This window comes from Streptomyces olivochromogenes, from assembly GCF_001514115.1.
GTDB lineage: Bacteria > Actinomycetota > Actinomycetes > Streptomycetales > Streptomycetaceae > Streptomyces > Streptomyces olivochromogenes.
Genome location: NZ_KQ948466.1, coordinates 55,357 through 80,228 on the forward strand (window position 1 = coordinate 55,357; position 24,872 = coordinate 80,228).

A 24,872-nucleotide genomic window follows, 5' to 3' on the forward strand; every position below is an offset into this window, starting at 1 on the left:
CTGTGACCTCTTTCAAGACGCGACCTCGACAATGCTCAGTTCCGGGATCGGAAAGACCAGCCGGCCGCCCCACTCGTGCACGAAGGACAGTTGCTCGACCAGCTCGTCCCGCAGGTTCCACGGGAGGACGAGGACGTAGTCCGGCTTGTCGGCGGCTATCTGCTCGGGCGGCAGGATCGGGATGCGGGTGCCCGGGGTGAACCTGCCGTGCTTGTACGGGTTGCGGTCGACCGTGTACGCGAGCAGGTCGGGCCGGATACCACAGTGGTTGAGCAGGGTGTTGCCCTTGCCCGGGGCGCCGTAGCCGACGACCGTCTCGTCCCGTTCAGCCGCGTCGATGAGGAAGCGCAGCAGGTCCCGGCGCACCTTGGCGACCCGAGCGGAGAACTCGGTGTAGCCGGACAGCTCCTGCAGCCCGGCGGCCTTCTCGCGGTCCAGCACGTCGGCCACCTGCTGGGTCGGCTCGCCGGCCACCTCGGCCGGCCGGGCCCACAGCCGGATCGAGCCACCGTGCGTGGGCAGCAACTCGACGTCCACGAGCGCGAGTCCGCCGCTCGCCAGGGCCCGGATCGCGGACGCGACCGTGTAGTACTGGAAGTGCTCGTGGTAGATCGTGTCGTACTGGTTCTCCTCGATCAGGGTCAGCAGGTGCTGCACCTCGATGGAGACCCAGCCGTCGTCGGCGACCAGGGCGCGCAGCCCCTGGGTGAAGCCGACCACGTCGGGGATGTGCGCGTAGACGTTGTTGGCCACGACCAGGTCCGCCGGGCCGTGCTCGACGCGGACGGCCGAGCCGGTGTCGGGGCTCAGGAACTCCGTGAGCGTGGGCACACCCGCGTCCCGCGCCGCAGCGCCGACGTTCACCGAGGGCTCGATGCCCAGGCAGCGGATCCCGCGGTCCACCACATGCCTCAGCAGGTACCCGTCGTTGCTCGCGACCTCGACCACGAAGGCGTCGGGACCGAGGGCGAGGCGCTGTACGGCGCCGTCGACGAACGTGCGCGCGTGCTCCACCCAGGAGGTCGAGAAGGAGGAGAAGTACGCGTACTCCTTGAACGTCTCCTCCGGCGTGATCAGCGGAGGGATCTGCGCGAGCCAGCAGTCGGTGCAGACGCGCAGGTGCAGCGGGTACGCCGGTTCCGGCTGGTCCAGTTGGTCCGCGGCGAGAAAGCTCTCGCACGGCGGGGTCGCCCCCAGATCGACGACGCTCGCCAGCGTCGCCGAGCCGCAGAGTCGGCATCGTGTCATCTACTGCCCCCATCCCTGCTCGCGCGGGTGTCCCCACCGCGAGCCAGTGCTGACCGACCCGCGATCGCGGTGCGGTACCCCTCCACCAGGCGCTCCAGGCCGACGGCCGGGCTGAACCCCTGCTCGTAACGGCGCCGGGCCGCCTGGCCCATCTCCCGGTTGCGGGCCGGCTCGGCCGCGATCCGGCGTATGCAGGACGCGAGCGAGGCGGGCTCGCCCGGCTGGTGCAGCAGCCCGGTGACGCCGTCCTCGACGAGTTCGACGAAGGCGCCGTGACCGGCGGCGACGGTCGGGACCCCGGCCGCCATCGCCTCCACGACCACCAGGCCGAACGCCTCCAGCCACGTCGAGGGCGCCACCACGGCGACCGACCGCGCGATGGCCTTTCGGCACTCCGCCGTGTCCAACAGGCCGACGTAACGCACGTCGTCGCGGCCCGCCGCCCAGGCGGTCACCTCTCGCTCCAGCGGCCCCGTGCCCGCGATGACGAGCGGGACGCCCACACCGCCGCTCGCCACGATCTCGTCCCACGCGGCCATGAGCAGCCGTACGCCCTTGGCCTCCGCGAGCCGGCCGAGATGGAGCAGCTGCTCTCCCCCGCCTTCCCGGCGCGTGTCCGGTTCGGGCACGAAGTTGTGCTTCACCGCCAGCCGCTCGGCCGGCATCCCGGACCGCACCAGGACGTCGCGCTGCGCCGCGGAGATGCAGAAGAACCGCTCCACGCCGGACCACCACCGCCGCCGGTTGACCGACAGGCTGACCGCGAGCGGCACCGTGGCGAGGCGGGAGTTCCGGTAGCAGCCGTGCCGGACGGCGGGCAGCGGCGCCGATCCGACGCACTCGGTGCATGGCCGGCCGTCCCGCTGCAGCGTGCCGGGAGGGCAGACCTGGGTGTAGTTGTGCAGCGTGGCGACGGCGGGCACACCGGCGTCGGCGCAGGCGGCGAGCACCGCGGGCGACAGGAGCGGGAAGACGTTGTGGACGTGCACCACGTCCGGCCGCTCGGCGCGCAGCCGGGCGGCGAGCTCCGTGCGCACCGCCGGGTTCCACGGCACCAGGAGCGGCACCGCGACCTTGCCGAGGAGGGACCGGGCGCCGATGTCGTCGCTGCGCCGCTCGAACACCTCGACCCGGTGGCCGGCCGCGCGCAGCAGCTCCACCTCCTGGTCGACGACCTTGTTCTCCCCGCTCGGCTGCGCCGAGGCGTAGCGGTTGTGCACCACGAGGACGTGCATGGTCAGGTCACCTCCGATCTCTGGGCCCATCGCGGGATGCGTCGTCGAGGGGTTGCGGGCGTCGGGAGCGGAGTGGCCGCGACAGGTGCCGCCAGCAGTGAGGCGGCCAGGGCCAGATGCAGCAGATACGGCGAGGCGTCGCCGAGACCGGCCTCGGTGTACGACGCGATCGCGCAGTAGCTGATCAGGAAGATCGCGCAGGCCCTCTGCAGCGACGGTGGCCGCAGCAACGCGACGCCGCCCAGCACGATGATGATCGCCGCGACGAGGGTGACGCCGATCAGACCCTGCTCGTTGTAGACGGCCAGCCAGCTGTTGTCGATCGGCAGCCCGCCGAACGACTTGTCGCCCAGGCCCACTCCGAACAGCTTCTCCGAGGTGGACCGGGGCGCAGCCAGCAGGGCGTTCCAGACCTTGGCCCGGCCGGTGAGACTGGAGAAGTTCTCCTGGCTCTGTCCGCGCAGGAACCAGGTCTGCAGCACGGAGGCGAAGCCGACCGCGGCCACCACCGAGCACAGCACGGCCCAGGTGAAGAACCGGCGGGCCGCGGCGCTGGTCAGGACGAGCGAGCCGATCGCCAGCGCCAGCCCGAGCAGCAGGCCGAGCGTGGCCGTCCGGGTGTGGGTCAGCGCGAGCAGCACCAGCGACGGCACGATGACCAGCACGGCGCTGGTCCGGTCGGTCCGCCTGCCGATGACGAGCAGCACGGTGAGCCCGATGATCACCGCCGCGTACTGCCCGATCTGTGGCGGGGTGAGCGGCCACAGCGCGCCGACGAGGCGTCCGCCGTAGAGGCCGGGCAGGGCCTTGCCCGGGGAGACGACCAGGCCGAGGGCCACCGAGCCGAGGACCGCGAAGTACGCCCGGATGTGGTAGCGGACGAACGTGAGGCTGCCGTCCCACCAGCGGCTGAGCAGCCACAGGGTGCCGACGAAGAGAGTCAGCCGGAAGCAGCGGAACAGCGCGCCCGTCCCGGACTCCAGGCTCGCGCTGGAGATCACGCTGGACACCAGCAGCAGGGTGAGCAGCAGCACGTAGGCGCTGGCTCTGATGCGCACCCGCTGGTTGACCACGAGTGCCAGCGCGAACGCGGCGACCAGCGAGCCCATGGTGACCATCTGGATGAGGGAGCGGGGCAGCGGGACGATGGTCTTCGCCCCGGCGGAGCCGAGCGTGTTGAGGACCAGCAGCCCCCAGACGATCCCGACGGTCTTCGGTGTGCCGGCCGGGCGCGGTTCGGCGCCGGGCAGCGTCCCCGCCGTGTCCGGTCCGCGCGTCAGGTTCTCACCCATCTCGACCACCGGCCTGTAGGTCGAGGGTGCTGCCCTTGTCCTGCTGGTACGGCGTCGCCTGCCACTGCCCGAAGTCGAGCACCCGGCTCTGGTCCTCGGTGACGAACTTCCACGGCCCGACGTAGACGTTGTCGTGCCAGCGGTTGTGCTGCTGCTCGGTGATGGCGTCGGCCACCCCTTCGCCGTGGTACGGGGACCAGTCCGGATAGGTGCCGTAGTTGGACAGCACCGCCATGCGGCCGCACATCTCCGTGCACTTGACGACGGACTCGTCGAGCACGAAGCGGTTGTCGTGGATGTCCACCCACTGGGTCTTCCACCGGCAGTCCGAGTAGAGCGGCGCCTTGGCGATCGCCGGTCTCACACAGCTGCTGGTCTTCTTCACCAGCAACGTGCAGTCACCGGACGAGGTGTTGGCCGGGCTGTTGCAGAACCGGTCGGCGTTTTCCCACAGGGTGATCCCGGACCAGTTGTTCTCCAACACGTTCCCGTAGATCTCGATCTTGTTGGTGCGGGCTCGGATCCGTGGTTCGCCGCCGGACTCGGACAGGTAGACGGTCGCGAACGGAAAGGTGTCGCCGCTGTCGGCTCCCTTTCGTCCCTCGACCCAGTTGTTCCGCCGGATCGTGTTGTTCCGGATGACCGCGTTGTAGCTGATCTCGTAGATCAGCGCGGCCCCGTCGTTGTCCTCGATCACGTTGTTCTCGATGCGGAAGTCGTTGTTGTTGGTGTCCGCCCACAACCCGGTCCCGCGGTTGTCGTGCACCCAGTTGCCGCGTACGTCGGCGCCGTTGACGGCCCAGAACTTGACGCCTCCGGTACAGCCGCAGCCCTTTCGCCGCCGCTCCCAGTCGCCGGTGTTGTTGCCCACGATCTCGTTGCCCTCGACCACCAGGCCGGTGATGGGGCCGCCGGCCTTGTACGCGTTCATGCCGTACTGGCCGTTGTCGCGCAGGCAGCTGGCGCGGACCTGCTGGCGGGCACCGGCCATCAGCCCGGCGCCGGAGTTGTCCTGGATCGTCGTGTGCTCGATCACCCACCCGTCGGCCGAGTCATGGTTGACCACGCCTTCGTCGGGCGGCGCCGCGAAACGCTGCACGGTCAGGTAGCGGATGGCGACGTCGCGGGCGCTGCCGGCGAACGCGTACTGGTTCTTCTTCCGGCCGTCGAGCACGGCGCCCGGCGCACCGAGGTAGCGGTCCCCCTCCTTGGGGATGACCTGGGCGTAGCGGTCCGGGTCGAGCCTGTGCTTGCCCGGCTTGAGCCAGAACGTGGTGTTCGGTGGGCTGCTCTTGGTCTTCGCTGCCAGGTCACCGACCACCGCGGGGTCGACCGTCACCGCGCCCGCCGGTGCCTTCGACGGCCCGGCCGCGGGCTCGGCGCACACCCGGGTCACGGATCGGGCCGCGGACGTGGCGGACGTGGATGGCGCGGCCTTCGACTCCGCCTTGCTTCCCGAAGTGCTCTCACAGCCGGTCGTCGCCAGCAGGGCCAGCGCCAGCGGTGCCGCCGCCAACGCCCAGTGCCGACTCTTGATCCCCACTCGCCCCCCTAGCCGCGGAACCTGAGGACGGTGGTGAACCCCTCGGCGCCGTCGGCGAAGCCGGTGCCGACCAGCGTGGTGGTGGGTTCCTTGCGCCCGAAGCCGGCGGAGTACCAGCCCAACGGCGGGTCGCTCTCGCCGCGATGCGCCCGCCAGGACAGCTGCCCGGGCAGGTCGAGCACCGCGGAGCGGTCCTCGCCGTCGCGGGTCCAGGTGAGCACTGCCCGGTTGTCCGCCAGGTCCGCGGCGATCGCCGGGCCGAGGTGGAACGCCAGGTGCACGGCCCGGCGTGGGCCAAGCACCTCGTCGACGATCCTCAACTCCTGGCCCGCGGCCGTCAGTTCCACCCGGCGGCGGTGCACCGAACCCTGATAGCCGTCGTGCTCGGCGACCCAACGGGCCGCCCTTTCACCGGAGTTGTCCACGTCCAGGACGCGGGTGCGGGCATGCCGGGTCCACAGGAACGGGCCACCGGAGACGGACTGGTCGGTGCCGTCCAGTTGCAGGGTGTTGTGGCCGAGGGTCGACCGGAAGTACTGCCGCCACTCGGGTTGCCCGTGGTAGCAGTACGTCCCCGGGTCGGCGAGCACGTCGACACCGTCGTGCCGGACCTCTACGGACAGCGCGTCCGCGTGGGCATGCGCGGCGATGGACAGGAAGCCGTGCGGACCACCGTCGCAGCGACACCAGATCTCTCCCGGACCGCGCAGGACGGTGAGCCCCGCGTCGGCGAAGTGAGCCGGTCGGCTTGCCGGGCGGGTGACGGCCGTTCCGTTCTCCGGGTACGGCCGGATGAGCGCGGCCAGCAGCGGGGTGCGTACATCGGTGCCGGTCACCGCCGGCCACCATGCGAGCCGGCCGAACACGGCGTCGCCGGTGGCCAGCAGCGAGCCCCAGCGGTCTGTGCCCTCGCCATCCAGGATCAGGCCGTAGCCGTCGTCCGCGTCCCCCTGGCGGGGCGGTCGCAGCCGGTTGTCCACTACGGCGGCGAGCGCGTCGGTCATCCGCAGCAGCACCAGCCGGAGCGACGCGGGGACCGGCACGTCGGCGGCATCCGCCTCGGCCACCGCGGCCAGGCCGAGTTCCAGCACGAGTCCGTGGTACTCGGTCGCCAACTCGCGGTTGAGGCCGGAGTCGAAGGTGTTGGCGCGCAGCTGCCGCTCCAGCGAGCGCAGCGCTTCGGATCGCCAACGCGCCGACGAGGGGAACCAGTTGAACGCGCAGGCCGCGGCGGACTGCCCGGCGGCCTCGGCGATGACGTGGTTGTTCGCCGAAGACCCCCGGCTGGGGAAGGCGGCCAGCCAGCGCTGGTGGTGCCAGATCTGGTTCAGCGCGACCCGGTTGTCCTCGAACAGCTCGGCCGCGCCCGGCCAGCCGTCGAGCAGCCGACGGATCCACACCCAGGACAGCAGCCGGATGCCCAGTTCGATGCCGCTGATCCAGTGCACGCCTTGCAGCGGCGGGTTGGCCGCCCACCACGACCGCAGATGCTCGGCGACGCGCTCGGCATACCGCTCGTCCCCGGTGACCGCGTAGGCGGCGGCGAGCACGGTGAGGTACTGGTGCCGCGAGGGCTCCCAGATCTGCTTGATGTCCCCGGCCACGTCCTCGTTCCGGTACGGCACGTCGAAGGCGTAGCCCGACGGGGCCCGGCGCCCGGTCTTCGGGTCGTACGACCAGTCCGGGTCGGTGAGGTCGTCGCGGACCACCCCGAAGAACTCAGCGTGCCCGGCCATCAGTTGGTCCGCCTCGGCGACGAGCCGTTTCACGGCGTCCGGCGGCACCTCGGCGACCGTCCCCGCGGGCAGGACGGCGGTGAAGCGGGCGCCGGTCACGCTCGGGCAGTCGGGCCGCGCCGACCGCCACCGCCGCCTGCGCACCGCGTCACCCGCCCGGCCCGCGACCTCGCGCGGGCCCATCCGGGACAGCCGCCGCAGGTACCAGCCCGCGCTCATCGTCATCGCGTCCTCGCCAACGTCACCGGCGCACCGCCGGCCAGGCCGGCCTGCACGGCGAGGGTGGCCGAGGTGGTGGCGACCAGCGACTCCAGCGGCACCGGCATCGGCCCGCCGGTCCGCACGGCCTTGATGAACGCGGCCAGCTCGGCGTTCTGGCCCTTGTCCCGGGCCTTGGGCAGCCGTGAACTGACCCACTTCTTGCGGCTGTAGACCGAGGCACGGACAAAGTCGTCGAGCCGCAGCACCTTGCCGTCCGCGACCAGGTCCAGCGTCTCCTTGGGGAAGCCGGGCGCGCCGGTGGTGACGTAGCTGATGGTGGCGGTGGATCCGTCCGGGTAGCGCAGGACGACCTGGAGGTCCTCGTTGCCGGGCGCGGCTGTCGCGTACACCGAGACCGGGTCGGCTTCGAGCAGCCAGCTCGCCGTGTCGATGAAGTGGCCGCCCTCGCCGGCGAACCGCGAGCCCTCGGCGCCCTGTTGGAGGTACCAGCTGCCGTGCTGCAGCTTGCCCGCGTTGACCAGGTAGCGCAGGCTCGCCGGACCGGTCCGGGCGCCGAACCGCTTCCTGGCCTCCTGGAGCAGCGGCGCGAACCGGCGGTTGAAGCCCACCTGCAGCCGGTCGTTGCCGGACTCCTCCACCGCCGCGAGTACGTCGGCCAGCTCGTCCTCGGTGAGCGCCAGGGGCTTCTCCACGAACACCGTCTTGCCGGCCAGCAGTGCCTGCCGGGTCAGTTCGGCGTGCGAGCTGTGCCGGGTGGCCACAAACACCGCGTCGATCGACGTGTCGCCAAGCACGGCGTCCAGGTCCGTGGTCGCCTGGGCGAAGCCGAACTTCCGCTGCGCGTTGGCCGCGGACAGCGCCGTCGTGGTGACGACGGCCGACAGCTCGACGCCTTCGCGCTGCGCCAGGTGCGGCAGCAGCATCGACGTCGCGTAGTTTCCCGCGCCGATGAACGCGAGACGCACCGGCGTCTTGGCGGCCCGGGCCGGCGTGGAGACTCCGCCGCCGGGTCGCTTCACCGCGGGCACGGCCACCGCCGGGGCCCCCGCTTCCTCCGCTTCCCCCGCGTGTTCGGGGTACCGGAACAGCACGGCCACGGCCTTCAGCTCGCCGTCCTTCAGTCGCTGGTACGTCTCGACCGCGTCGTCGAAGTCGGCGATGTGGGAGACCAGGGGCTCCACGTCGACGCTGCCGCGGGCGACGAGGTCGAGGAAGCACGCCAGGTTGCGGCGCTCGGTCCAGCGCACGTAGCCGATCGGGTAGTCCCGCCCTTCGAGCTCGTACTCCGGGTCGTAGCGCCCGGGGCCGTACGAGCGCGAGAAGCGGACGTCGAGCTCCTTCTCGTAGTACGCGTTCCACGGCAGGTCCAGGCGGCACTTGCCGATGTCGACGACCCGGCCGCGGTCCCGGCAGAGCCGCGCGGCCAGCTCGACGGGCTGGTTGCTGCCGCCGCCGGCGGCCAGGTACACCTGGTCCACGCCGTGACCGCCGGTGAGTTCGGCGACGGCGGCCTCCACGGCCGCGGACGCGGGATCGCCGCAGGCCGCGGCGCCCAGGCGCTCGGCGAGCTCGCAGCGCACCGGGTCGGGGTCGGCTCCGACCACGCGGACTCCCGCGGCGGTGAGGAGCTGCACCACCAGTTGCCCGATCAGGCCGAGGCCGATGACCAGCGCCACCTCGCCGAGCTGCGGCTCGCCCTGGCGGACGCCCTGCATCGCGATCGACCCGACGGTGCCGAAGGCCGCGTGCCGCGGGGCGAGGCCGTCGGGGACCGGGGAGTAGAGGTTCTTCGGCACCCAGTTCAGCTCGGCGTGCAGCGCGTGCTCATTGCCGGCGCAGGCCACGAGGTCGCCGACCTTCACATCGTCGATCCCGGCGCCGACCTGCTCGACCACCCCGCACAGCGAGTAGCCCAGCGGCGTGTAGGAGTCCAGCTTGCCCATCACCTTGCGGTAGGTGGCGGGCACCCCGTTGGTGGCCACGCTCTGCATGACCTTGGCCACCTGGTCAGGGCGGGATCGGGCCTTGCCCAGCATCGACATGCCGGCCTCGGAGACCTTCATGAGCTCGGTCCCGGTGGATATCAGCGAGAAGGCGCTGCGCACCAGCACACCGCCCGGCTTGCACCCCGGCACCGGAACGTCGAGCACCGCCAGCTCGCCGCTCTTGTAGTTCTGTACGACCTGCTTCACCCGAACTCCTGATTCCTAAACCGTCAACCGAGTGCTCTGGCCGGACCCGGAGGTCGCGTCGCGATACCAGTACTCGAGGGTCAGTACGTGCCACAGATGCTTGGAGAAGTCCCGCTGCCCGGCGGCGTCCTCGGCGACCATCCGCGCCAGCGCGTCGCGGCGCAGGAGCCCGGAACGGACGAGCTCGCCGTCGTTGACGACCTCGCGCACCAGCGGTGCCAGGTCCCGGCTCATCCAGGCGCGCAGCGGGGCGCTGAACAGGCCCTTGGGCCGGTAGACGATCTCCCGGGGCAGAACCGAGGTGGCCGCCTCCTTGAGGACGGCTTTGCCCTGCCGTCCGACGATCTTGCGATCGCCGGGCACGGCGAAGGCCGCCTTCACCACTTCGACGTCCACATACGGCACCCGTACCTCGGTCGAGGCGGCCATGCTCGACCGGTCCGTGTAGGCGAGGTTCAGGCCCGGCAGGAACATCCGGGCGTCGGTGAGGCACATGCGGTTGACGAAGTCGTCGAGGTCGTTGTCCTGGTAGACGTCCGCGTGTTCGGTCAGCACGTCGTCGACCGTCCCGGCCAGGTCCGGATCGAGAAGGGCTAGCAGCTCGTCCTGGTCGTACATGGTGTAGCTGCGCCGGAACGCGGTCTCCTCCGGCAGATCGGCGAAGGAGAGGAACCGCTTCGCGAAGCGCACCGAACGGTACCCCCGGCGGGACGTGGCGACCGGGAGCCGGTCCACGACCCCGGACACCCCGCGCCGCAGGGGTCGCGGCACGCGCTGGTAGCGCAGCGCGAGCAGGTTGGCCAGGTGCTTGCGGTACCCGGCGAACAGCTCGTCGGCACCCATCCCCGAGAGCATCACCTTGACCCCGGCCTCGCGGGCGGCCGTGCAGATCAGGTACGTGTTGATCGCGGCGGGATCGCCGATCGGCTCGTCCAGGTGGTACGTCATCTGCGGCAGCAGGTCGAGCACGTTCGGGGCGATCTCGATCTCGTGCAGGTCGACGCCGAACCGCTCGGCCACCTGCCGGGCGTAGCGCAGGTCGTCCGGCATCGCCTCGAACTTGGCGTCCTCGGCGCGGAAGCCGATCGTGTAGGCGGAGATCCCGGGTTGGTGGCGGGCGGCGAGCGCGGTCAGGTAGCTGGAGTCGAGGCCGCCGGAGAGGAAGGTCGCCACGGGTACGTCGGAGAGCAGGTGGCGCCGGGTCGACTCCTCGACGATGGCAGCCAGGTCCGGCTGCTCACCGGCCTGGGCCCGCTCCCGGCCCTCGGCGGCGATGTCGCGGAGGTTCCAGTACTGGCCGCGCTCCACCCGGCCGTCGGGCCGGCACCTCAGCCAGCTCCCCGGCGGCAGCTTCTCCGCCTCGCGGAACGCGCAGCGCGAGTCCGGCACCCAGTAGTACAGCAGTGAGGCCACCAGTGCCGCCTGGTCCACCTCCAGCGACCCGCCGGTCGCGGCGGCGAGCGCCTTGAGCTCGGAGGCGAACATCAGGCCCGCGCCGCGCCGGAGCAGGAACAGCGGCTTGATGCCGAGCTGGTCGCGGGCGAGCACCAGGTCACCGGTTCGCTCGTCGAAGATGCCGAACGCGAACATGCCGCGCAGCCGGGGCAGGCAGTCCGTGCCCCAGCGCCGCCAGGCCTCCAGGACCACCTCGGTGTCGGAGGTACCGCGGAAGCGCACCCCGGTGGCCGCCAGCTCGGCACGCAGCTCCGGCGCGTTGTACAGCTCGCCGTTGTACGTCAGGGCGAGGCCGTCCGAGACCATCGGCTGGGCGCCGGTCTCGGACAGGTCGATGATGGCCAGCCGGCGGTGCCCGAGCTGCACTTCGCCGTCACCGAGAGGGTGGCCGTAGCGGCCCGCGCCGTCCGGGCCGCGGTGGGCGAGGGTGTCGGTGAGCCGGTCGGTCACGACCTTGCCGTCCGGCCATCGGTAAGTGCCTGCGATGCCACACACGTCCTACCGCACCTCCTGGTCGTTGTCCGGGACCCGTGCGGCCCGTATCGGCTGGCGTTCGGTGAGCCGCCGGCCCGTCGCGTTCTGCCAGGTCGGCCGCTCGGTCCGGCCGCGCAGCGCGTTGGCCAGCCCGTCCCACAGCGTGCCGTCGGTCCGGTCGCGCCGATCGGGGTCGATCAGCACCACACCGATCACCGGGATGCGCTGGTCCGCGAGTTGCCGCGCCACTGTGTGCAGCCATGCGGCGCTGCCGTGCCCGGCACGCACGACGAGCAGGGTCTGGGTGCCGAGGTACTGGAGGTCGGTCCACGCCGTGCCGGGCGCCACCGAGCCGACGCCGATCCGGTGCTCCTGAGGCGACACGGCCGCGGCGCGTTCGCCGCTGACCACGGTGGGGTCTCCCGGCTTCGGGCGGCGGCCTGCGAGCCGCGGGCGGGGGAGACCGTCGATGACGACCACTGGCCCGTCCTCCGCCAGTGCCCGGGCGAGGCCCAGGGCGATCACGCTCGTGCTGCGCGCGCAACCCAGTTCCAGCAGCGACAGCGGTTCCGCGGAGCCGCGCGCGGTGCGGGCAAGGGTCGTGGTGAGCCGTTCGCGCGCCACCCGGGTCCGTCGGCGCTGCCACAGCCTGCCCGACCGGCGGGGCAGTTCCGCGATGACCGAGGCGCCCAGGTTCGCCGCGATGTCCCGGCGCAGCACGGGGCGGTCCGCCACCACCGCGCCGACCGCGGCCAGCGCGAGCCCGAGGAAGAGCCCGAGGACGAGTCCGATCACGGCGTTGGTGACGGCGGCCTTGGGCAGGGAGTGCCGCACCGCGCGCGGGGCGTCCACGATCTGTGTGCCGGCGACGAGCTGGGGCGCGCCGACGCGCGCCTCCTCGGCACGTTGGCCGAAGTCGGAGATCTGTGAGGTGAGTTCGGCCCGCCGGGCGAAGAGCGACTCGAGGTTCGCCGCGTCCTTCGGGTCGGTGTCGGGCGACCGGCCGCCGATCGCCTTGTTGACGTCGGCGAGCTCCGTCTGCATGCGGTCACGCTGATCGAGCAGGCCCTTGGCGTTGGCGTTGGCGATGGCCTGGATGCGCTTGGCGTGGTCCGCGACGAACGCTTCGGCCAGTGCCTTGGCCCGGGCCACCGCTTCCGCGTCGGTCTTGCCTGTCACATCGATCTGGAGGACGTTGTTGGTCAGTCCGGTGCCCCGGTAGTCCCGCATGAGGTCCTCCGGCATTTCCGGGGACTTGAGGATCCGCAGGGCCTGGCCGGCGATCCGCGAGGTCGCCAGCAGCTGGGCGTCGGTGCGGATCAGCGTTCCGGTGTCGTTCGGCTGGTCCTCCTGATGCGCGACCAGCACCTTGGTCACGGCGGCCGGTGCCGGCGGCAGCAGGACCGCCACGGCCGCGCCCATCAGCAGTCCGAGCAGCGCCATGGCGCCCCACAGCCGGCGGCGTCTGCGGACCGCGACCACCAGCGCCTGCAGGTCGAGGAGCGGAGTGGCGGCCGACGACTCCGAAGTCGTGCTCGTCGTCACGCTGAATCTCCTGTCGCGTGGCCGTGAACCGCGAGCGCCAGGGTGGCCTCGTCAGAAGGGCGGTCGGCAGTCCGCTCCGGGCGGGTGCGGACCGTGCCGGCGACGACGACGCCGACGACCTCGTGCCCGCCGTCCGCACACGCCTCGGCGATGCCGGCGAGTTCCTCGGCGGTCCAGCTGCCCGCGCTGAGGACGGCCAGGGCACCGGACTCGGTGTCGCGGTCCGGCACGATCGGCCGGTCCACCGAGACCTCCACCACCCGCAGCTGCGGATCACTGGTGGCCTCGGCGACGAGCTGTCCGGCGGCCAGCCGGGCGACCTCATCGCCTTCCGGGACGACGACCAGCAGCCGCCGGGGGGCGGGCAGTTGGTCCCGGAGGCGAGCGCACACCCGCCGGTAGCGGATCCGCCTCTCGGCCTCGTCGCCGGACCTCTGCGGGGTCGGTATGTCCCACCGGGTGTCGATGCCGAGAAGTCGGCGGATCCGGGCCCGTGAGCCATGGCTCTCGGGCCGGTGACCGCGCCGTTCACCGGGCACGTCGACGGTGCCGAGGAGCGGCGAACCGAGCGCTGCGGCGATCTCCGGTTCGGTGCGCAGTCGGCGGCTCACCCGTGCGGCGGCGAGATGGCCGATGACCGCGAGCAGGACGAACAGCAGCGCCCCGGCGACGATGAGCTGCATCCTCGTCGGTGCCGCCGCGCCGGCGGGTCGGGGCGCCGGCCCCATGACGACCATGCCGGCCTTGGCGGTCGTCGGGTTGGCCTCCTCCAGCTTCTTCATGGCGTCCTGCAGCCCGGTGCGCAGACCCTCGAGCTCGGTGCGGGCCTGCACGCCCTCCACGGTCTGCCCCGGATCTGCCGAGTCGGCCAGGTCCGTTATACGGCGGTTGGTCTCGGCCACCTGCTTCCGCAGCGCCTCCGTCGCCGTGTCCGCCGCGGGGTCGGTGCTGCCGCCCGCGATGCGGGTGGCGAAGGTGACGAACTGCTGGGCCAGCTGGTCGGAGAGCCGCTGGGCGCGCTCCGGGGTGTCGGCCGTACCCGAGATCTTGATGATGTTCCCGTCGTCCGCCTTGGCGCTCACTTGGTCCCGCAGTTCGGTGCCGTCGACGCCCTTCCAGGCGAGCGTGGCGGCCGCGCGGTCGACCACCGCCGAACTGGTCGCGATGTCCACCTGGGTCAGCAGTTCGCGCTCTTCCCACTGCCCCGGCAGCAGTACCGATGCCTCTGCCGTGTACCGCGGCGGAAGCAGCAGCACCGAGGTGCCGTAGCCGAAGAGCGCGCCCACTACGGCGAGGACGGCAAGAAGCCGCCACCGCCGACGGAGAATCCGTCCGATCGTGACCAGGCGGATCGTGTCGTCATTCAATGGTGCGGCCTCTTCCCCGTACGGACCGGCCCGCCCGCCGACACCGGGGCATGGTCCCGGCAGGCGGCGGCGTAGGCGGCGAGCAGTGACGCTTGCGAGTTCCGCCAGGAGAGCGGCCCGCTGATCCGCTCCTGGCCGATCTTTCCCATCCGGGCCCGCTTCTCGGGATCGTCGAGGAGCAGCGCGATGAGCTTGGCGAACTGGGCCTCGTCGTTGGCGGGCGCGTAGACGGCGGCGTCACCGGCGGAGACGCGCGCCTCCCGGAGGTCGAACGAGACGATCGGCCGCCCCATCGCCATGTACTCCAGGACCTTGTTCATGGTCGACACGTCGTTGAGCGGATTGTGCGGGTCGGGGGAGAGACACACGTCCGCGGTGCACAGGTAGCGCACCAGGTCGGCGTCCGGGATGCGCCCGGTGAACTGCACCTGCTCGGAGAGACCGAGCCGCCCGGACAGCTCCACCATCGCGTCGAAGGCGTCGCCGGCCCCGACGAAGACCGCGTGCCAGTCGGTCCGCCCGAGTTCGTCGCGCAGCTTCGCGAGGGCCCGCAGGGCGTAGTCGACGCCGTCCTGAGGGCCCATGACTCCGAGGTAGCACAGCAGATGGGGCTTGCCGCGCTTCAACTCCGGCTCCGGGGGCACCGGTTGGAACCGGTCGGTCGCGGGCGCGCTGCGCACCACGAAGACGTCCTCCGGCCGCCGGCCGCCACGGCGCAGCGCGACGTCCCGGTAGCTCTCGTTCGTGGCGAGCACGATGTCCGCGGCCCGGTAGGTCCGGCGTTCCAGCGCGCACACGGCGCGGTAGAGCAGGTCTTCGCCGCGGTCGAACCGGGAGAGGTACAGCTCGGGTACCAGGTCGTGCTGGTCGAAGACGAACCGCGCGCCGCGCCGCTTCATCCACAGGGCCGGCAGGAACAGCAGGTCGGGCGGGTTGCAGGCGTGGACCACGTCGACCGGGCCGACCTTGCGGGCCAGCCGGACCGTGTGCCACAACGCCGATCCGTATTCCCGCAGGTAGCCGGCCGGCCCTCCGGTGGCCGCGCGCAACGGGTAGCGGTGGATCCGCACCCCGTCGATCACCGTCTCCAGCTCCGTGTCCCGCCTCTCCCCCCGGGGACAGATGACGTGCACCTCCCAGCCCGCGTCGCGCAGGGTCGTGCACTCCTGCCACACCCGCCGGTCGAAAGGCACCGACAGGTTCTCCACCAGGATCAGCGCGCGACGGTCCGGACCGTCGCCGCCGGTTGCGTTACCAAGCAAGGCCCATGTACCCCGGTTCGGCCCGGCGCGCCTCGGCGTCGGGAAGGCGGATGAGGTCGACGATCAACGGTCCGTCCGCATGGGGCAGCGCCGACAGCACGGCCGGATCCCTGGTCCCGACCAGGCACACCTCGGCGTGCTCGAGCACCTCGTCGACGGAGTCCGCGAGCAGCTGCGCGAGATGCGGCAGCCGGCTCTCGATGTACTCGCGGTTCGCGCCGAGCAGTCGGGAGAGGCTCACGTTGGCGTCGTAGATCTTGAGGTCGTAGCCCTTGCCGAAGAGCCTCTCCGCCAGCTCGACGAGCGGGCTCTCGCGGAGGTCGTCGGTGCCGGGTTTGAAGGACAGCCCGAACAGGCCCACCCGGCGCTTTCCGGTGCGCTCGACCAGGTTCACCGCGCGCTGCAGATGGTCGGAGTTGGAGGCCAGCACGTGGGAGAGGATGGGCACCGAGACGTCGGCCCGCTGCGCCGCGTGGACCAGGCTGCGCAGGTCCTTGGGCAGGCAGGAGCCACCGAAGGCGAAGCCGGGCCGCAGGTAGGCGGGGCTGATGTTCAGCTTGCGGTCGGCCAGGAACACGTCCATCACCTGGTGCGAGTCCACCCCGAGCGCCTGGCACACCGCGCCCAGCTCGTTCGCGAAGCCGATCTTGAGGCCGTGGAACGCGTTGTCCGCGTACTTGATCGCCTCGGCGGTCGGGACCGGCACCCGGAACACCTCGCCGGGCAGGCCGTCGTACAGCGCCGTCACCGTGTCGCCGCTTGCCGGGTCGAGCTCGCCGATGACGGTCTTGGGTGGGTCGAAGAAGTCCTGCACGCTCGTGCCCTCGCGCAGGAACTCCGGGTTGACCGCGACCCCGAAGTCCACCCCGGCCGTGCCGCCGACGTTCTTCTCCAGGATCGGTACCAGCAGGTTCAGGCAGGTGCCCGGGAGCATGGTGCTGCGGAACACGATGGTCTGCCGCCCGCCCCGCTCGGCCAGCGCGGCGCCGATCTGCTCGGTGACCCGCTCCAAGTACGTGGTGCACAGGCTGCCGTTGGGCTCCGACGGCGTACCCACGCAGACCAGCGACACCTCGCTGTCCGTGATCGCCTCGCGGACGTCGGCGGTGGCGCGCAACGCTCCGGTTCGCACGACCTCGGCGATGAGCTCGCCGATACGTTCCTCCACCACCGGAGCCTTGCCGTCGTTGACCAGGTCGACCTTCACCTGGTTGACGTCCACCCCGATGACTTCGTGCCCCATGCTGGCCAGGCACGCGGCCGATACGCAGCCCACGTAGCCGAGCCCGAAAACGCTGACTCTCATGACCGGTCTCTCCCCCCAGGCAGGCCCTTGCGGCCTGCGGTCCACGCGCCGGTCGGACGACCCCCGCGCATCAGTAGGCCCCCTGCCCGTGGAGCACGGCACGCAGCGTCTTCCACAAGATCACTGTGTCCAGGGCGAGCGACCAGTCCTCCACGTACCGCAGGTCGAGGCGGACCGCCTCCTCCCACGGCAGGTCGCTGCGTCCGCTGATCTGCCACAGGCCGGTGAGCCCGGGCTTGACCAGCAGCCGCCGCCGGATGTCCGGGTCGTACGCGGCGCACTCCTCCGGCAGCGGAGGCCGCGGTCCGACGAGCGACATCGATCCGGTCAGCACGTTGAAGAGCTGTGGGAGCTCGTCGAGCGAGTACCGGCGCAGCACTGCTCCCACCCGGGTCACTCGCGGATCCCGGCGGAGCTTGAACAGCAGGCCCGCGCCTTCGTTGTGGTCGGCCAACTGGGCACGTGCCCCGTGGGCCCCGGCGACCATGGTGCGGAACTTGACGATGGTGAACTCGCGGCCGTCCTTGCCGACCCTGCGCTGGCGGTATAACACCCCGCCCCGGCTGTCCACCAGCACGAGCAGCCCGACGAGGACCATCAGCGGCGCGAACAGCATCAGCAGGATCGCCGCGCCCATCCGATCGACGACCCCCTTGATCGCCCGGCGGCCTCCGGTGAAGGTCGGCATGCTGACCCGCAGCAGTGGTATCCCGAGCACCGCGTCGACGTGCAGCCGCGGGCCGGCCACCTCCATCAGCACGGGGGCCACGATCATCTCGGCGTCGCTGCCTTCGAGGTTCCAGGCCAGCCGCTGCAGCCGGTCCGGTGACCAGTGCGGGTCCGGTGTGACCGCGACGACGCGGTAGCCGTCGTGGCGGACGTGCTTGGCGACGTCCTCAAGCAGGCCGATGACCGGCACTCCGTCCAACTGGTCACCGTCGAGGCCGCCTTGCTCGCCGTCGAGCCCGCGACCGTCCGTCGTGCACACCGCCTCCACCCGCCAGCCGAGGTGCGGGAGCTTGCGGGTTCGGTTGATCAGGTCACGCACGGTGGCCGGGCTCCCGGCAGCGAGCACCGGTCTCAGGCAGCGTCCTTCGTTGCGCTGTTTGTGCAGCCAGAGGCGGAGCAGATACCGCTCGGTCATGGTGACGAGCGCGATCGCGGGGATCGCGACGAAGATCCAGAGCTTGATGTTGCGCGAGGTCAGAGCGATCCCGCCGAGCGCCAGGACGACGGTCGCCGTGAACAGTGAACGTCCCAACCGGCGGAATTCCTCGGCGCCTTGGCCGAGCACGGCCGGAGACCATGAGCGGCTCACCGCGAGCGCGCCCAGCACCAGCACCTGAGTGCCGAAGGCGAGAATGCCCCACTTCTCATGCCAGTTGGCCGCGTCCCGGGCCCCGAAGAAGTCGCCGATCGCCGCCACTACGAAGGCGGTGGCCACGGTGTCACTGATGATCACGGTACGTCTGTACCGCTGCTCCCATTCGATCGCGGGCTGGCTGATTGCCCCGTCCGCCAGACGCCCGCGCGCCGACGGAAAAGGGCCGACTATTCCCCCCTGCCGCACAGAACCCCCCAAGGTCCCCAGTGGTTCGACGTGTTCGCCTCACACTGTTTCGCCCCTTACGGGAGGCCCCCGCCTCCCGCCGGCTGTTCCCCCCTCGGGAGGCCCCCGCCTCCCGCGCATGACATCCCGGCTGTTTCAGAGCTACGTGAACAACCCACCCTGGCGGCAGCAGACTTGCATGTCCTGCCAGGCTCATGAGGTGCGCGGGAACCCGTCGAAACCTCGGATGCTCCCCGCACCCGAAGCCCGTCTCGGGCTCCAAGAATCGATCACCCCCACGTCGGGTCTCAGAGACACGGCTGCTGACCGTCTGCATCGCCGGACCCATAGATCATCATTTGTCGCCTCGTGTCCCAGCATGCGAAGCACGGTCAATCTAGACCATCGGGGCCCGTCTGAAGAGAGGGGCGTGTGGAATTTGTGCTCAAGATTTGAAGCTGGATCCACGAATCGGTGACCGCCTGCGGGTGTCTTGGCGACGAAAGATGTCCTGACCTGCCTCTTCACGACCGTTCCGGTAACGCAAGGACAGCCACACAAGGCCAGGCCCGGCGTGCACGCGGGCACTGCCGGATTATCTGACTTTTTGTCAGCAGCGTCAGCAAAAGGTCAACAAGTGTCTGAATCAGACCTGGTCACAGACGCCAGCACTCCCACGTCACGCTCCAGCCCGAGCCGATCACCACGAGACGCACCCCTCCCCCTGGGGCGTTCCTGCCCAGGGGGACGCCAACCACACCTCACGGACACCCGCTCCAGGTACGCGACCGCAGGGCAACTCACCGGGCCCCGCGGCTTCAGCTGCACCGGCGGGAGTCCGACGGAGTGGGCGACGATGGCCGCGCGACCATCGAGCAGCAGCTCAGCGCGCTCCCACCGGTATGGGTGACCACTCCCGCCGGCCACCCGTCGGATCCGCCGTGAACACCACCATGTGCCGCCGCCCCAGGCCCAGTTGGACCAGACCAATTCTGTCCGAATCGTTGACACGCACGTCACCCGCCGCAATTCTGAGAGCGCTCTCAACGAGAACCGGACGGCTCCACTCCGCCGGAATCCACCTCGTTGGAATCCCCCCACCCAAGGAGAGAGCGAGTGCCCAGAAGGCTGAAATGGCATGCCCTGGCGGTGGCTGCGGCCACCGCCACCACGGCGCTTCTCACGTTCGGCGCCCCCTCCGACGCGAACGCGGCCGTCCCGACCACGATCCCCCTGAAGTTCACGAACAACTCAGGCCGCAGCGAACCCGTTTACATCTACGACCTCGGAACACTCCTCTCGACGGGCCAGCAGGGCTGGGCCGACGCGAACGGCACGTTCCACGCCTGGCCCGCCGGCGGCAATCCGCCGACGCCCGCGCCCGACGCCTCGATCACGGGACCGGCCAACGGCCAGTCGATGACGATCCGGATGCCCAAGTTCTCCGGCCGGATCTACTTCTCCTACGGCCAGAAACTCGACTTCCGCCTGACCACCGGCGGCCTGGTGCAGCCGGCCGTGCAGAACCCGAGCGACCCCAACCGCAACATCCTCTTCAACTGGTCCGAGTACACGCTCAACGACTCCGGGCTGTGGATCAACAGCACCCAGGTCGACATGTTCTCGGCCCCCTACGCCGTCGGGGTCCAGCTCGCCGACGGGAGCACAAAGAACACCGGCCACCTCAAAACGGGCGGCTACACCGGGTTCTTCAACGCCCTGCGCGGTCAGCCGGGTGGCTGGGCCAATCTGATCCAGACCCGCTCCGACGGCACCGTCCTGCGGGCGCTGGCTCCCGGCCACGGCATCGAGGCGGGCGCGCTGCCGGGCACCGTCATGGACGACTACGTCAACCGCGTGTGGCAGAAGTACAGTTCGTCGACGCTGACGGTGACGCCGTTCACCGATCAGCCGAACACGAAGTACTTCGGGCGGGTCTCCGGTGACGTCATGAACTTCACCAACAGCGCCGGAGCGGTCGTCACCAGCTTCCAGAAGCCCGACTCGGACAGCATCTTCGGTTGCTACAAGCGGCTGGACGCCCCCAACGACCTGGTACGCGGCCCCATTTCACGGACCCTGTGCGCGGGCTTCAACCGCTCGACCCTTCTCACCAACCCCAACCAGCCGGACACGAGCTCGGCGAGCTTCTACCAGGACACGGTGACCAACCAGTACGCCCGCAAGATCCACGCGCAGATGGCCGACGGCAAGGCCTACGCGTTCGCCTTCGACGACGTCGGCAACTACGAGTCCCTGGTCCACGACGGCAACCCCCAACAGGCCTACGTCACCCTGGACCCGTTCAACTGACGGATGCCCAAAGGCTAGTCGGACACCGGGCAGGTGGTCCGCTTCACGAGGTCGTGCCAGCCGGACTCCAGGCGTTCGAGGGGCATCCCGCACTGCCGCGTCAGGTGGTGGATCAGGGCGGGTTCCAGGTAGCCCATGAGGGTCTGGGCGAGGAGAACGCCGTCCGCGTCGGGCACGGCCTCGCGCAGGAGCATGGCGACGTGGGTGAAGCGGACGCGGTACGGGGCGGAGCTGAAGCGGCGGGAGGCGTCCGGCTCGGCGGCGATGTACAGGTCGAGCCGGTCGTGGATCTCGCGCAGGACCCGGCAGCCGAAGGCGTGCAGGCGGTCCGCCGGTGACGCGCCGGGGCCGAGAGGTGGCGGGCCGCTGAGAAAGGCGGCCTGGAACTGCTGCTCGGTGTGGTCGAGCAGGGCCATCAGCAGGCCGGTGCGGTCACCGAAGCGCCGGAAGACGGTCCCCTTGCCCACCGAGGCCGCGACGGCGACGGCCTCCATGGTCACATTGGCGACCCCGTGCTCCTCCACCAGACGGGTGGCGGCCTCCAGCAGCCGGGCGCGGTTGCGTGCGGCATCGGCGCGGAGCTGCGGCGCGGCGGGCCCGACGGTCAGCTCCAGCGGAACCGGGGCTCCCGAGGGTTCCTGCCCCCTCGGGAAGGGCGGAAGTGGGGTGGACATGAACACAGCGTAACGGCAGACGGGGACAACTGGACCCTGGTCCGTTTAGCTGCTACAACATTAAACAGACCAGCAAGCGGACCTCGGTCCGCTTTATTGCCGCAATGTTTCGTCCCCGGGAGTTCCCCATGTCCGTACGCATCCTCGCGCTCGTCGGCAGCCTTCGCGCCGGCTCCCACAACCGCCAGCTCGCGGAGGCGGCCATCAAGCTCGCCCCCGAGGGCGCGGAGATCGAGCTGTTCGAGGGACTCGCCGAGGTCCCGTTCTACAACGAGGACCTCGACGTCGAGGGCAAGGTGCCGGCCGCCGCCATCGCCCTGCGCGAGGCCGCGGGCCGCGCCGACGCCTTCCTGCTCTTCTCGCCGGAGTACAACGGCACGATCACGGCCGTCCTGAAGAACGCCATCGACTGGCTGTCGCGTCCGTACGGTGCCAGCGCCTTCACCGGTAAGGCCGCCGCCGTGGTCGGCACCGCGTTCGGTCAGTTCGGTGGCGTCTGGGCGCAGGACGAGGCCCGCAAGGCCCTGGGCATCGCGGGTGCCACCGTCCTCGAGGACGTCAAGCTCTCCGTTCCCGGCTCCGTGACCCGTTTCGCCGAGACCCACCCGGTCGACGACGCCGAGGTCGCCGCCCAGCTCACCGAGGTCGTCGCCCGCCTGCACACCCAGGTCGGCACCGCCAGCGCCTCCTGACGACTCCCCCAGGGCCGGTCCGGTGCGCCGGACCGGCCCTTCGCGCGTTCCCGGCAGTCGCCGACGGCCCCCAGCCGTCCCCTGATGTCGGCGATCTTGGCGGAACCAAACCCTCCGGGCCAAGATGCCCGCATGAAGGGTGATCTCTTTTCCAGTGACCACATGGTGCAGCCCGCCGTCACGCCGGGCATGACCATCCAGAACGCCAAGTCGATCAAGTACGCCGTCAACGGCGACATGCTCGCGCGCCAGGGGGCGATGATCGCCTACCGGGGGAATCTGCAGTTCGAGCGCAAGGGCCAGGGCGTGGGCGGCATGCTCAAGCGGGCGGTCACCGGCGAGGGACTGCCACTGATGACGGTGCGCGGGCAGGGCGAGGCCTGGTTCGCGCACGAGGCGCAGAACTGTTTCATCATCGACATCGAGCCGGGCGACCTGTTCACCGTGAACGGGCGCAACGTCCTGTGCTTCGACTCCACGCTGTCGTACGAGATAAAGACCGTGAAGGGCGCGGGCGTCACCGGCGGCGGCATCTTCAACAGCGTCTTCAGCGGTCACGGCAGACTGGGGCTGATCTGCGAGGGCAACCCGCTGGTGATACCCGTCTCGCCGCAGCAGCCGGTGTACGTCGACACGGACGCGGTCGTCGGCTGGACCGCGCAGCTCCACACCTCGCTGCACCGCTCGCAGTCGATCGGTTCGATGATCCGCGGCGGCTCGGGCGAGGCCGTGCAGCTGAAGCTGGAGGGCGACGGCCTGGTCGTCGTACGGCCGAGTGAGGCGACTCCGCAGAAGGCACAGCAGCACTGACGCCGGGGGAACGGCGAAAGAGGCCCCGCCACTGGCGGGGCCCCTTCTTCTGGCGCCGTCCTGCTCGTGCAGTCCTTCACGTGCCGTCCTGCTCGTGCAGTCCTTCACGTGCCGTCCGTCAGCGTCCGGCGGCCGGGGTGTTGGCGGTGGTGACATTCACGGCGGCCCACGCCGCGTCCACCGCCCGGTACTCGGCGCTGGTCGCCCCGTACATGTCGGCGGCGGCCTCGAGGGTCGCGGTCCGCGCGTCGTGGAAGTCGGTCGTGGAGACCATGTAGCGGGTCAGCGCGCGGTAGAAGATCGCGGTCGCCTTGGCACGCCCGATGCCGGTCACCCGCGAGCCGTCGTACGTCGGCGAGTCGTACTTCACACCGCCGACCGTCTTGCGGCCACTGCCCTCGGCGAGCAGGTAGTACGCGTGCGAGGAGACGCCGGAACCGGCGTGCACCTCGGTGTCGTACGCCGCGGGCGACCAGTAGTCGATGGTGCCCTCCAGCTTGTCCAGGGAGGGGTGGTCGAGGCGGCGCAGGAACTTCTGGGCGAGGCCCAGCTTCTCGCCCATGAGGTAGTTGGGCGGGTTCTTCGGGTTGTTGGCCGAGAACTCGACGTTGGACCCGAAGATGTCGGCGAGTGACTCGTTGAGTGCGCCCGGCTCGCCGTACTGGTTGCCGTCCGCGTCCACCCGGGTGGGCTCGAGGGCGGCGGTGGCGTCGACGACGCCGTGGGTCAGCTCGTGGCCGGTGACGTCCAGGACGACCAGCGGCTTCTTGAACATGTCGCCGTCACCGTCACCGTAGAGCATGCAGCCGCACGTCGAGTCCCAGAAGGCGTTGCCGACCTTGCGGCCGAAGTGGACCATCGCGCGGGCGCCGGTGCTGTTGTTCTTGATGCCCTTGCGGCCGAAGGTCTTCTTGTAGAAGTCCAGCGTCTGGGTGATGCCGTACTGGGCGTCGACCGCGGTGGTGGTCCGGTTGGCGGTGGTGCCGGTGCCCCACTTGTTGGTGGTGCTGGTGAACTTCGTGCCGCGCGAGAAGGCTTCCAGTTCCGCGCCCTTGGCGTCCCGGGTCTCGGTGTTCCACCGGGTGGGGTCCTTGAGGAGGAAGCTGGTGCGCGCGGTCCGGGTCGTGGTCAGCGTCACCTTGCCGGCGAAGAGGGAGGCGCCGCTGCCGGTGGCCTTGACCGGGTAGCGGGCGGCCGTCGTCGCGGCGAGGAGGCCGGCCGGCTGCGTGGCCACGCCCGTCACCGGGCTCGCCGTCTCACCCTTCTCGCGCAGCGTCTTCTCCAGGTGCGGCGAGAAGAACTCGTCGCTGTCGGGAGTGTTGCTGCGGATCCGGCCGCTCTGCGCGTCCACGACGACCGTGCGGGAGCCACCGGCCTCGGTGGTGTCGCTGTCGGTCACGCGCACCTGGTAGGCGAGGGCGGCGGCACCGTCGCGGGCGTCGACGACGAGTTCGGCGCTGCCCGCGTCACCCTGGGCGACCGCGGCGGCCTTCTGTTCGGCCTGCTGGGGCGTCAGCTTCGCCTCGGTCGTGGCCGGCTTGACGGTGTGGTCGGCGGCCCGGGTCACGCCCAGGTAGGCGGACTGCTTGCCGAGGTGGACGACGAGGTCGCCGCCGAGCACCGGGAGCCCCTGGTGGCTGCGGACGAAGCGGACGTGCTGCGTGCCGTCCGGGTCCGTCATGACGTCCGTGGCCCGCAGGGTGTCACCCGGACCAACACCGGTGGCCGGGGCGTGGGCGAACGCGGCGGCCCGGGCGGCCTCCACCGGCGAGGAGGCCGAAGTCGCGGCACGGACGGGCGAGTCGGGCGCCGCGAGGGCGTGGCCCGCCGGAAGCGTGGCCGCCGTCGTCACCGCGACGGCGATCGCCACGCGGCGTATGTGGGGTCTACGCACTGAGTTCCTTCGAACAGGGGCGGCCGGCATCGCCAACCGCCTTGAGGCACGGCGTCGTTGAAC

Annotated in this window: 17 protein-coding genes; 3 read left to right on the forward strand and 14 right to left on the reverse strand. The window is 70.7% G+C overall.

Annotated elements, in window-relative coordinates; genetic code table 11:
• Nucleotides 1–12: 12 nt before the first annotated feature.
• From AQJ27_RS34595 to AQJ27_RS34650, 12 genes are all read right to left on the reverse strand, one after another.
• Nucleotides 13–1,248 (reverse strand): class I SAM-dependent methyltransferase, encoded by a 1,236-nt coding sequence (locus tag AQJ27_RS34595; protein ID WP_067377371.1) that lies wholly within the window; start codon nt 1,246–1,248, stop codon nt 13–15.
• A complete protein-coding gene (locus AQJ27_RS34600; RefSeq protein WP_067377374.1) occupies nt 1,245–2,483 on the reverse strand; it encodes a glycosyltransferase family 4 protein in 1,239 nt (412 codons plus the stop codon). The genes AQJ27_RS34595 and AQJ27_RS34600 overlap by 4 nt, the downstream gene beginning before the upstream one ends.
• Before the next feature lie 2 nt (nt 2,484–2,485).
• A complete protein-coding gene (locus AQJ27_RS34605) occupies nt 2,486–3,775 on the reverse strand; it encodes a hypothetical protein (protein WP_067377875.1) in 1,290 nt (429 codons plus the stop codon).
• On the reverse strand, nt 3,768–5,318 hold the full coding sequence (locus tag AQJ27_RS34610) for a right-handed parallel beta-helix repeat-containing protein (protein WP_067377377.1): 1,551 nt from the start codon (nt 5,316–5,318) through the stop codon (nt 3,768–3,770). The genes AQJ27_RS34605 and AQJ27_RS34610 overlap by 8 nt, the downstream gene beginning before the upstream one ends.
• Nucleotides 5,319–5,326: 8 nt before the next feature.
• Nucleotides 5,327–7,279, reverse strand: a complete 1,953-nt coding sequence (locus AQJ27_RS34615) for an alginate lyase family protein (protein ID WP_067377381.1) — start codon at nt 7,277–7,279, stop codon at nt 5,327–5,329.
• Nucleotides 7,276–9,468 (reverse strand): bi-domain-containing oxidoreductase, encoded by a 2,193-nt coding sequence (locus tag AQJ27_RS34620; protein ID WP_067377383.1) that lies wholly within the window; start codon nt 9,466–9,468, stop codon nt 7,276–7,278. The genes AQJ27_RS34615 and AQJ27_RS34620 overlap by 4 nt, the downstream gene beginning before the upstream one ends.
• A gap of 15 nt (nt 9,469–9,483) precedes the next feature.
• Complete coding sequence (gene asnB / locus AQJ27_RS34625; RefSeq protein WP_067377386.1) at nt 9,484–11,418, reverse strand: asparagine synthase (glutamine-hydrolyzing); 1,935 nt, start codon at nt 11,416–11,418, stop codon at nt 9,484–9,486.
• Between the two features lie 3 nt (nt 11,419–11,421).
• Nucleotides 11,422–12,942 carry a Wzz/FepE/Etk N-terminal domain-containing protein gene (locus AQJ27_RS34630; RefSeq protein WP_067377389.1) on the reverse strand — a complete coding sequence of 507 codons (1,521 nt, stop codon included), beginning with the start codon at nt 12,940–12,942 and terminating at the stop codon, nt 11,422–11,424.
• A complete protein-coding gene (locus AQJ27_RS34635; RefSeq protein WP_067377392.1) occupies nt 12,939–14,309 on the reverse strand; it encodes a Wzz/FepE/Etk N-terminal domain-containing protein in 1,371 nt (456 codons plus the stop codon). Before AQJ27_RS34635 ends, AQJ27_RS34630 begins: the two co-directional genes overlap by 4 nt.
• Nucleotides 14,306–15,571 carry a glycosyltransferase family 4 protein gene (locus tag AQJ27_RS34640; protein ID WP_067377395.1) on the reverse strand — a complete coding sequence of 422 codons (1,266 nt, stop codon included), beginning with the start codon at nt 15,569–15,571 and terminating at the stop codon, nt 14,306–14,308. The genes AQJ27_RS34635 and AQJ27_RS34640 overlap by 4 nt, the downstream gene beginning before the upstream one ends.
• Entirely contained in the window at nt 15,561–16,877 is a 1,317-nt protein-coding gene (locus tag AQJ27_RS34645; RefSeq protein ID WP_067377398.1) for a nucleotide sugar dehydrogenase, read from the reverse strand. Before AQJ27_RS34645 ends, AQJ27_RS34640 begins: the two co-directional genes overlap by 11 nt.
• Nucleotides 16,878–16,947: 70 nt before the next feature.
• Nucleotides 16,948–18,447 (reverse strand): sugar transferase, encoded by a 1,500-nt coding sequence (locus AQJ27_RS34650; protein ID WP_079065456.1) that lies wholly within the window; start codon nt 18,445–18,447, stop codon nt 16,948–16,950.
• A gap of 1,095 nt (nt 18,448–19,542) precedes the next feature.
• Here AQJ27_RS34650 and AQJ27_RS34655 point away from each other — a divergent pair.
• Nucleotides 19,543–20,739 carry a glycoside hydrolase family 64 protein gene (locus tag AQJ27_RS34655; RefSeq protein WP_067377402.1) on the forward strand — a complete coding sequence of 399 codons (1,197 nt, stop codon included), beginning with the start codon at nt 19,543–19,545 and terminating at the stop codon, nt 20,737–20,739.
• A 14-nt stretch (nt 20,740–20,753) separates the two neighbouring features.
• Here the strand turns inward: AQJ27_RS34655 and AQJ27_RS34660 are convergent, their stop codons facing one another.
• The gene (locus tag AQJ27_RS34660; protein WP_067377878.1) at nt 20,754–21,413 is read right to left on the reverse strand and encodes a TetR/AcrR family transcriptional regulator; all 660 of its coding nucleotides are present in this window, start codon (nt 21,411–21,413) and stop codon (nt 20,754–20,756) included.
• 128 nt (nt 21,414–21,541) lie between these two features.
• Between AQJ27_RS34660 and AQJ27_RS34665 the strand changes: the two genes are divergently transcribed.
• Together AQJ27_RS34665 and AQJ27_RS34670 are read left to right on the forward strand one after the other, a co-directional pair.
• Nucleotides 21,542–22,105 carry an NAD(P)H-dependent oxidoreductase gene (locus tag AQJ27_RS34665; RefSeq protein WP_067377405.1) on the forward strand — a complete coding sequence of 188 codons (564 nt, stop codon included), beginning with the start codon at nt 21,542–21,544 and terminating at the stop codon, nt 22,103–22,105.
• A 132-nt stretch (nt 22,106–22,237) separates the two neighbouring features.
• Entirely contained in the window at nt 22,238–22,915 is a 678-nt protein-coding gene (locus tag AQJ27_RS34670) for an AIM24 family protein (protein ID WP_067377408.1), read from the forward strand.
• Nucleotides 22,916–23,033: 118 nt separating this feature from the next.
• Here the strand turns inward: AQJ27_RS34670 and AQJ27_RS34675 are convergent, their stop codons facing one another.
• Nucleotides 23,034–24,809, reverse strand: coding sequence for a M4 family metallopeptidase (locus AQJ27_RS34675; RefSeq protein WP_067377411.1), 1,776 nt, complete (start codon nt 24,807–24,809; stop codon nt 23,034–23,036).
• Nucleotides 24,810–24,872 lie beyond the last annotated feature (63 nt).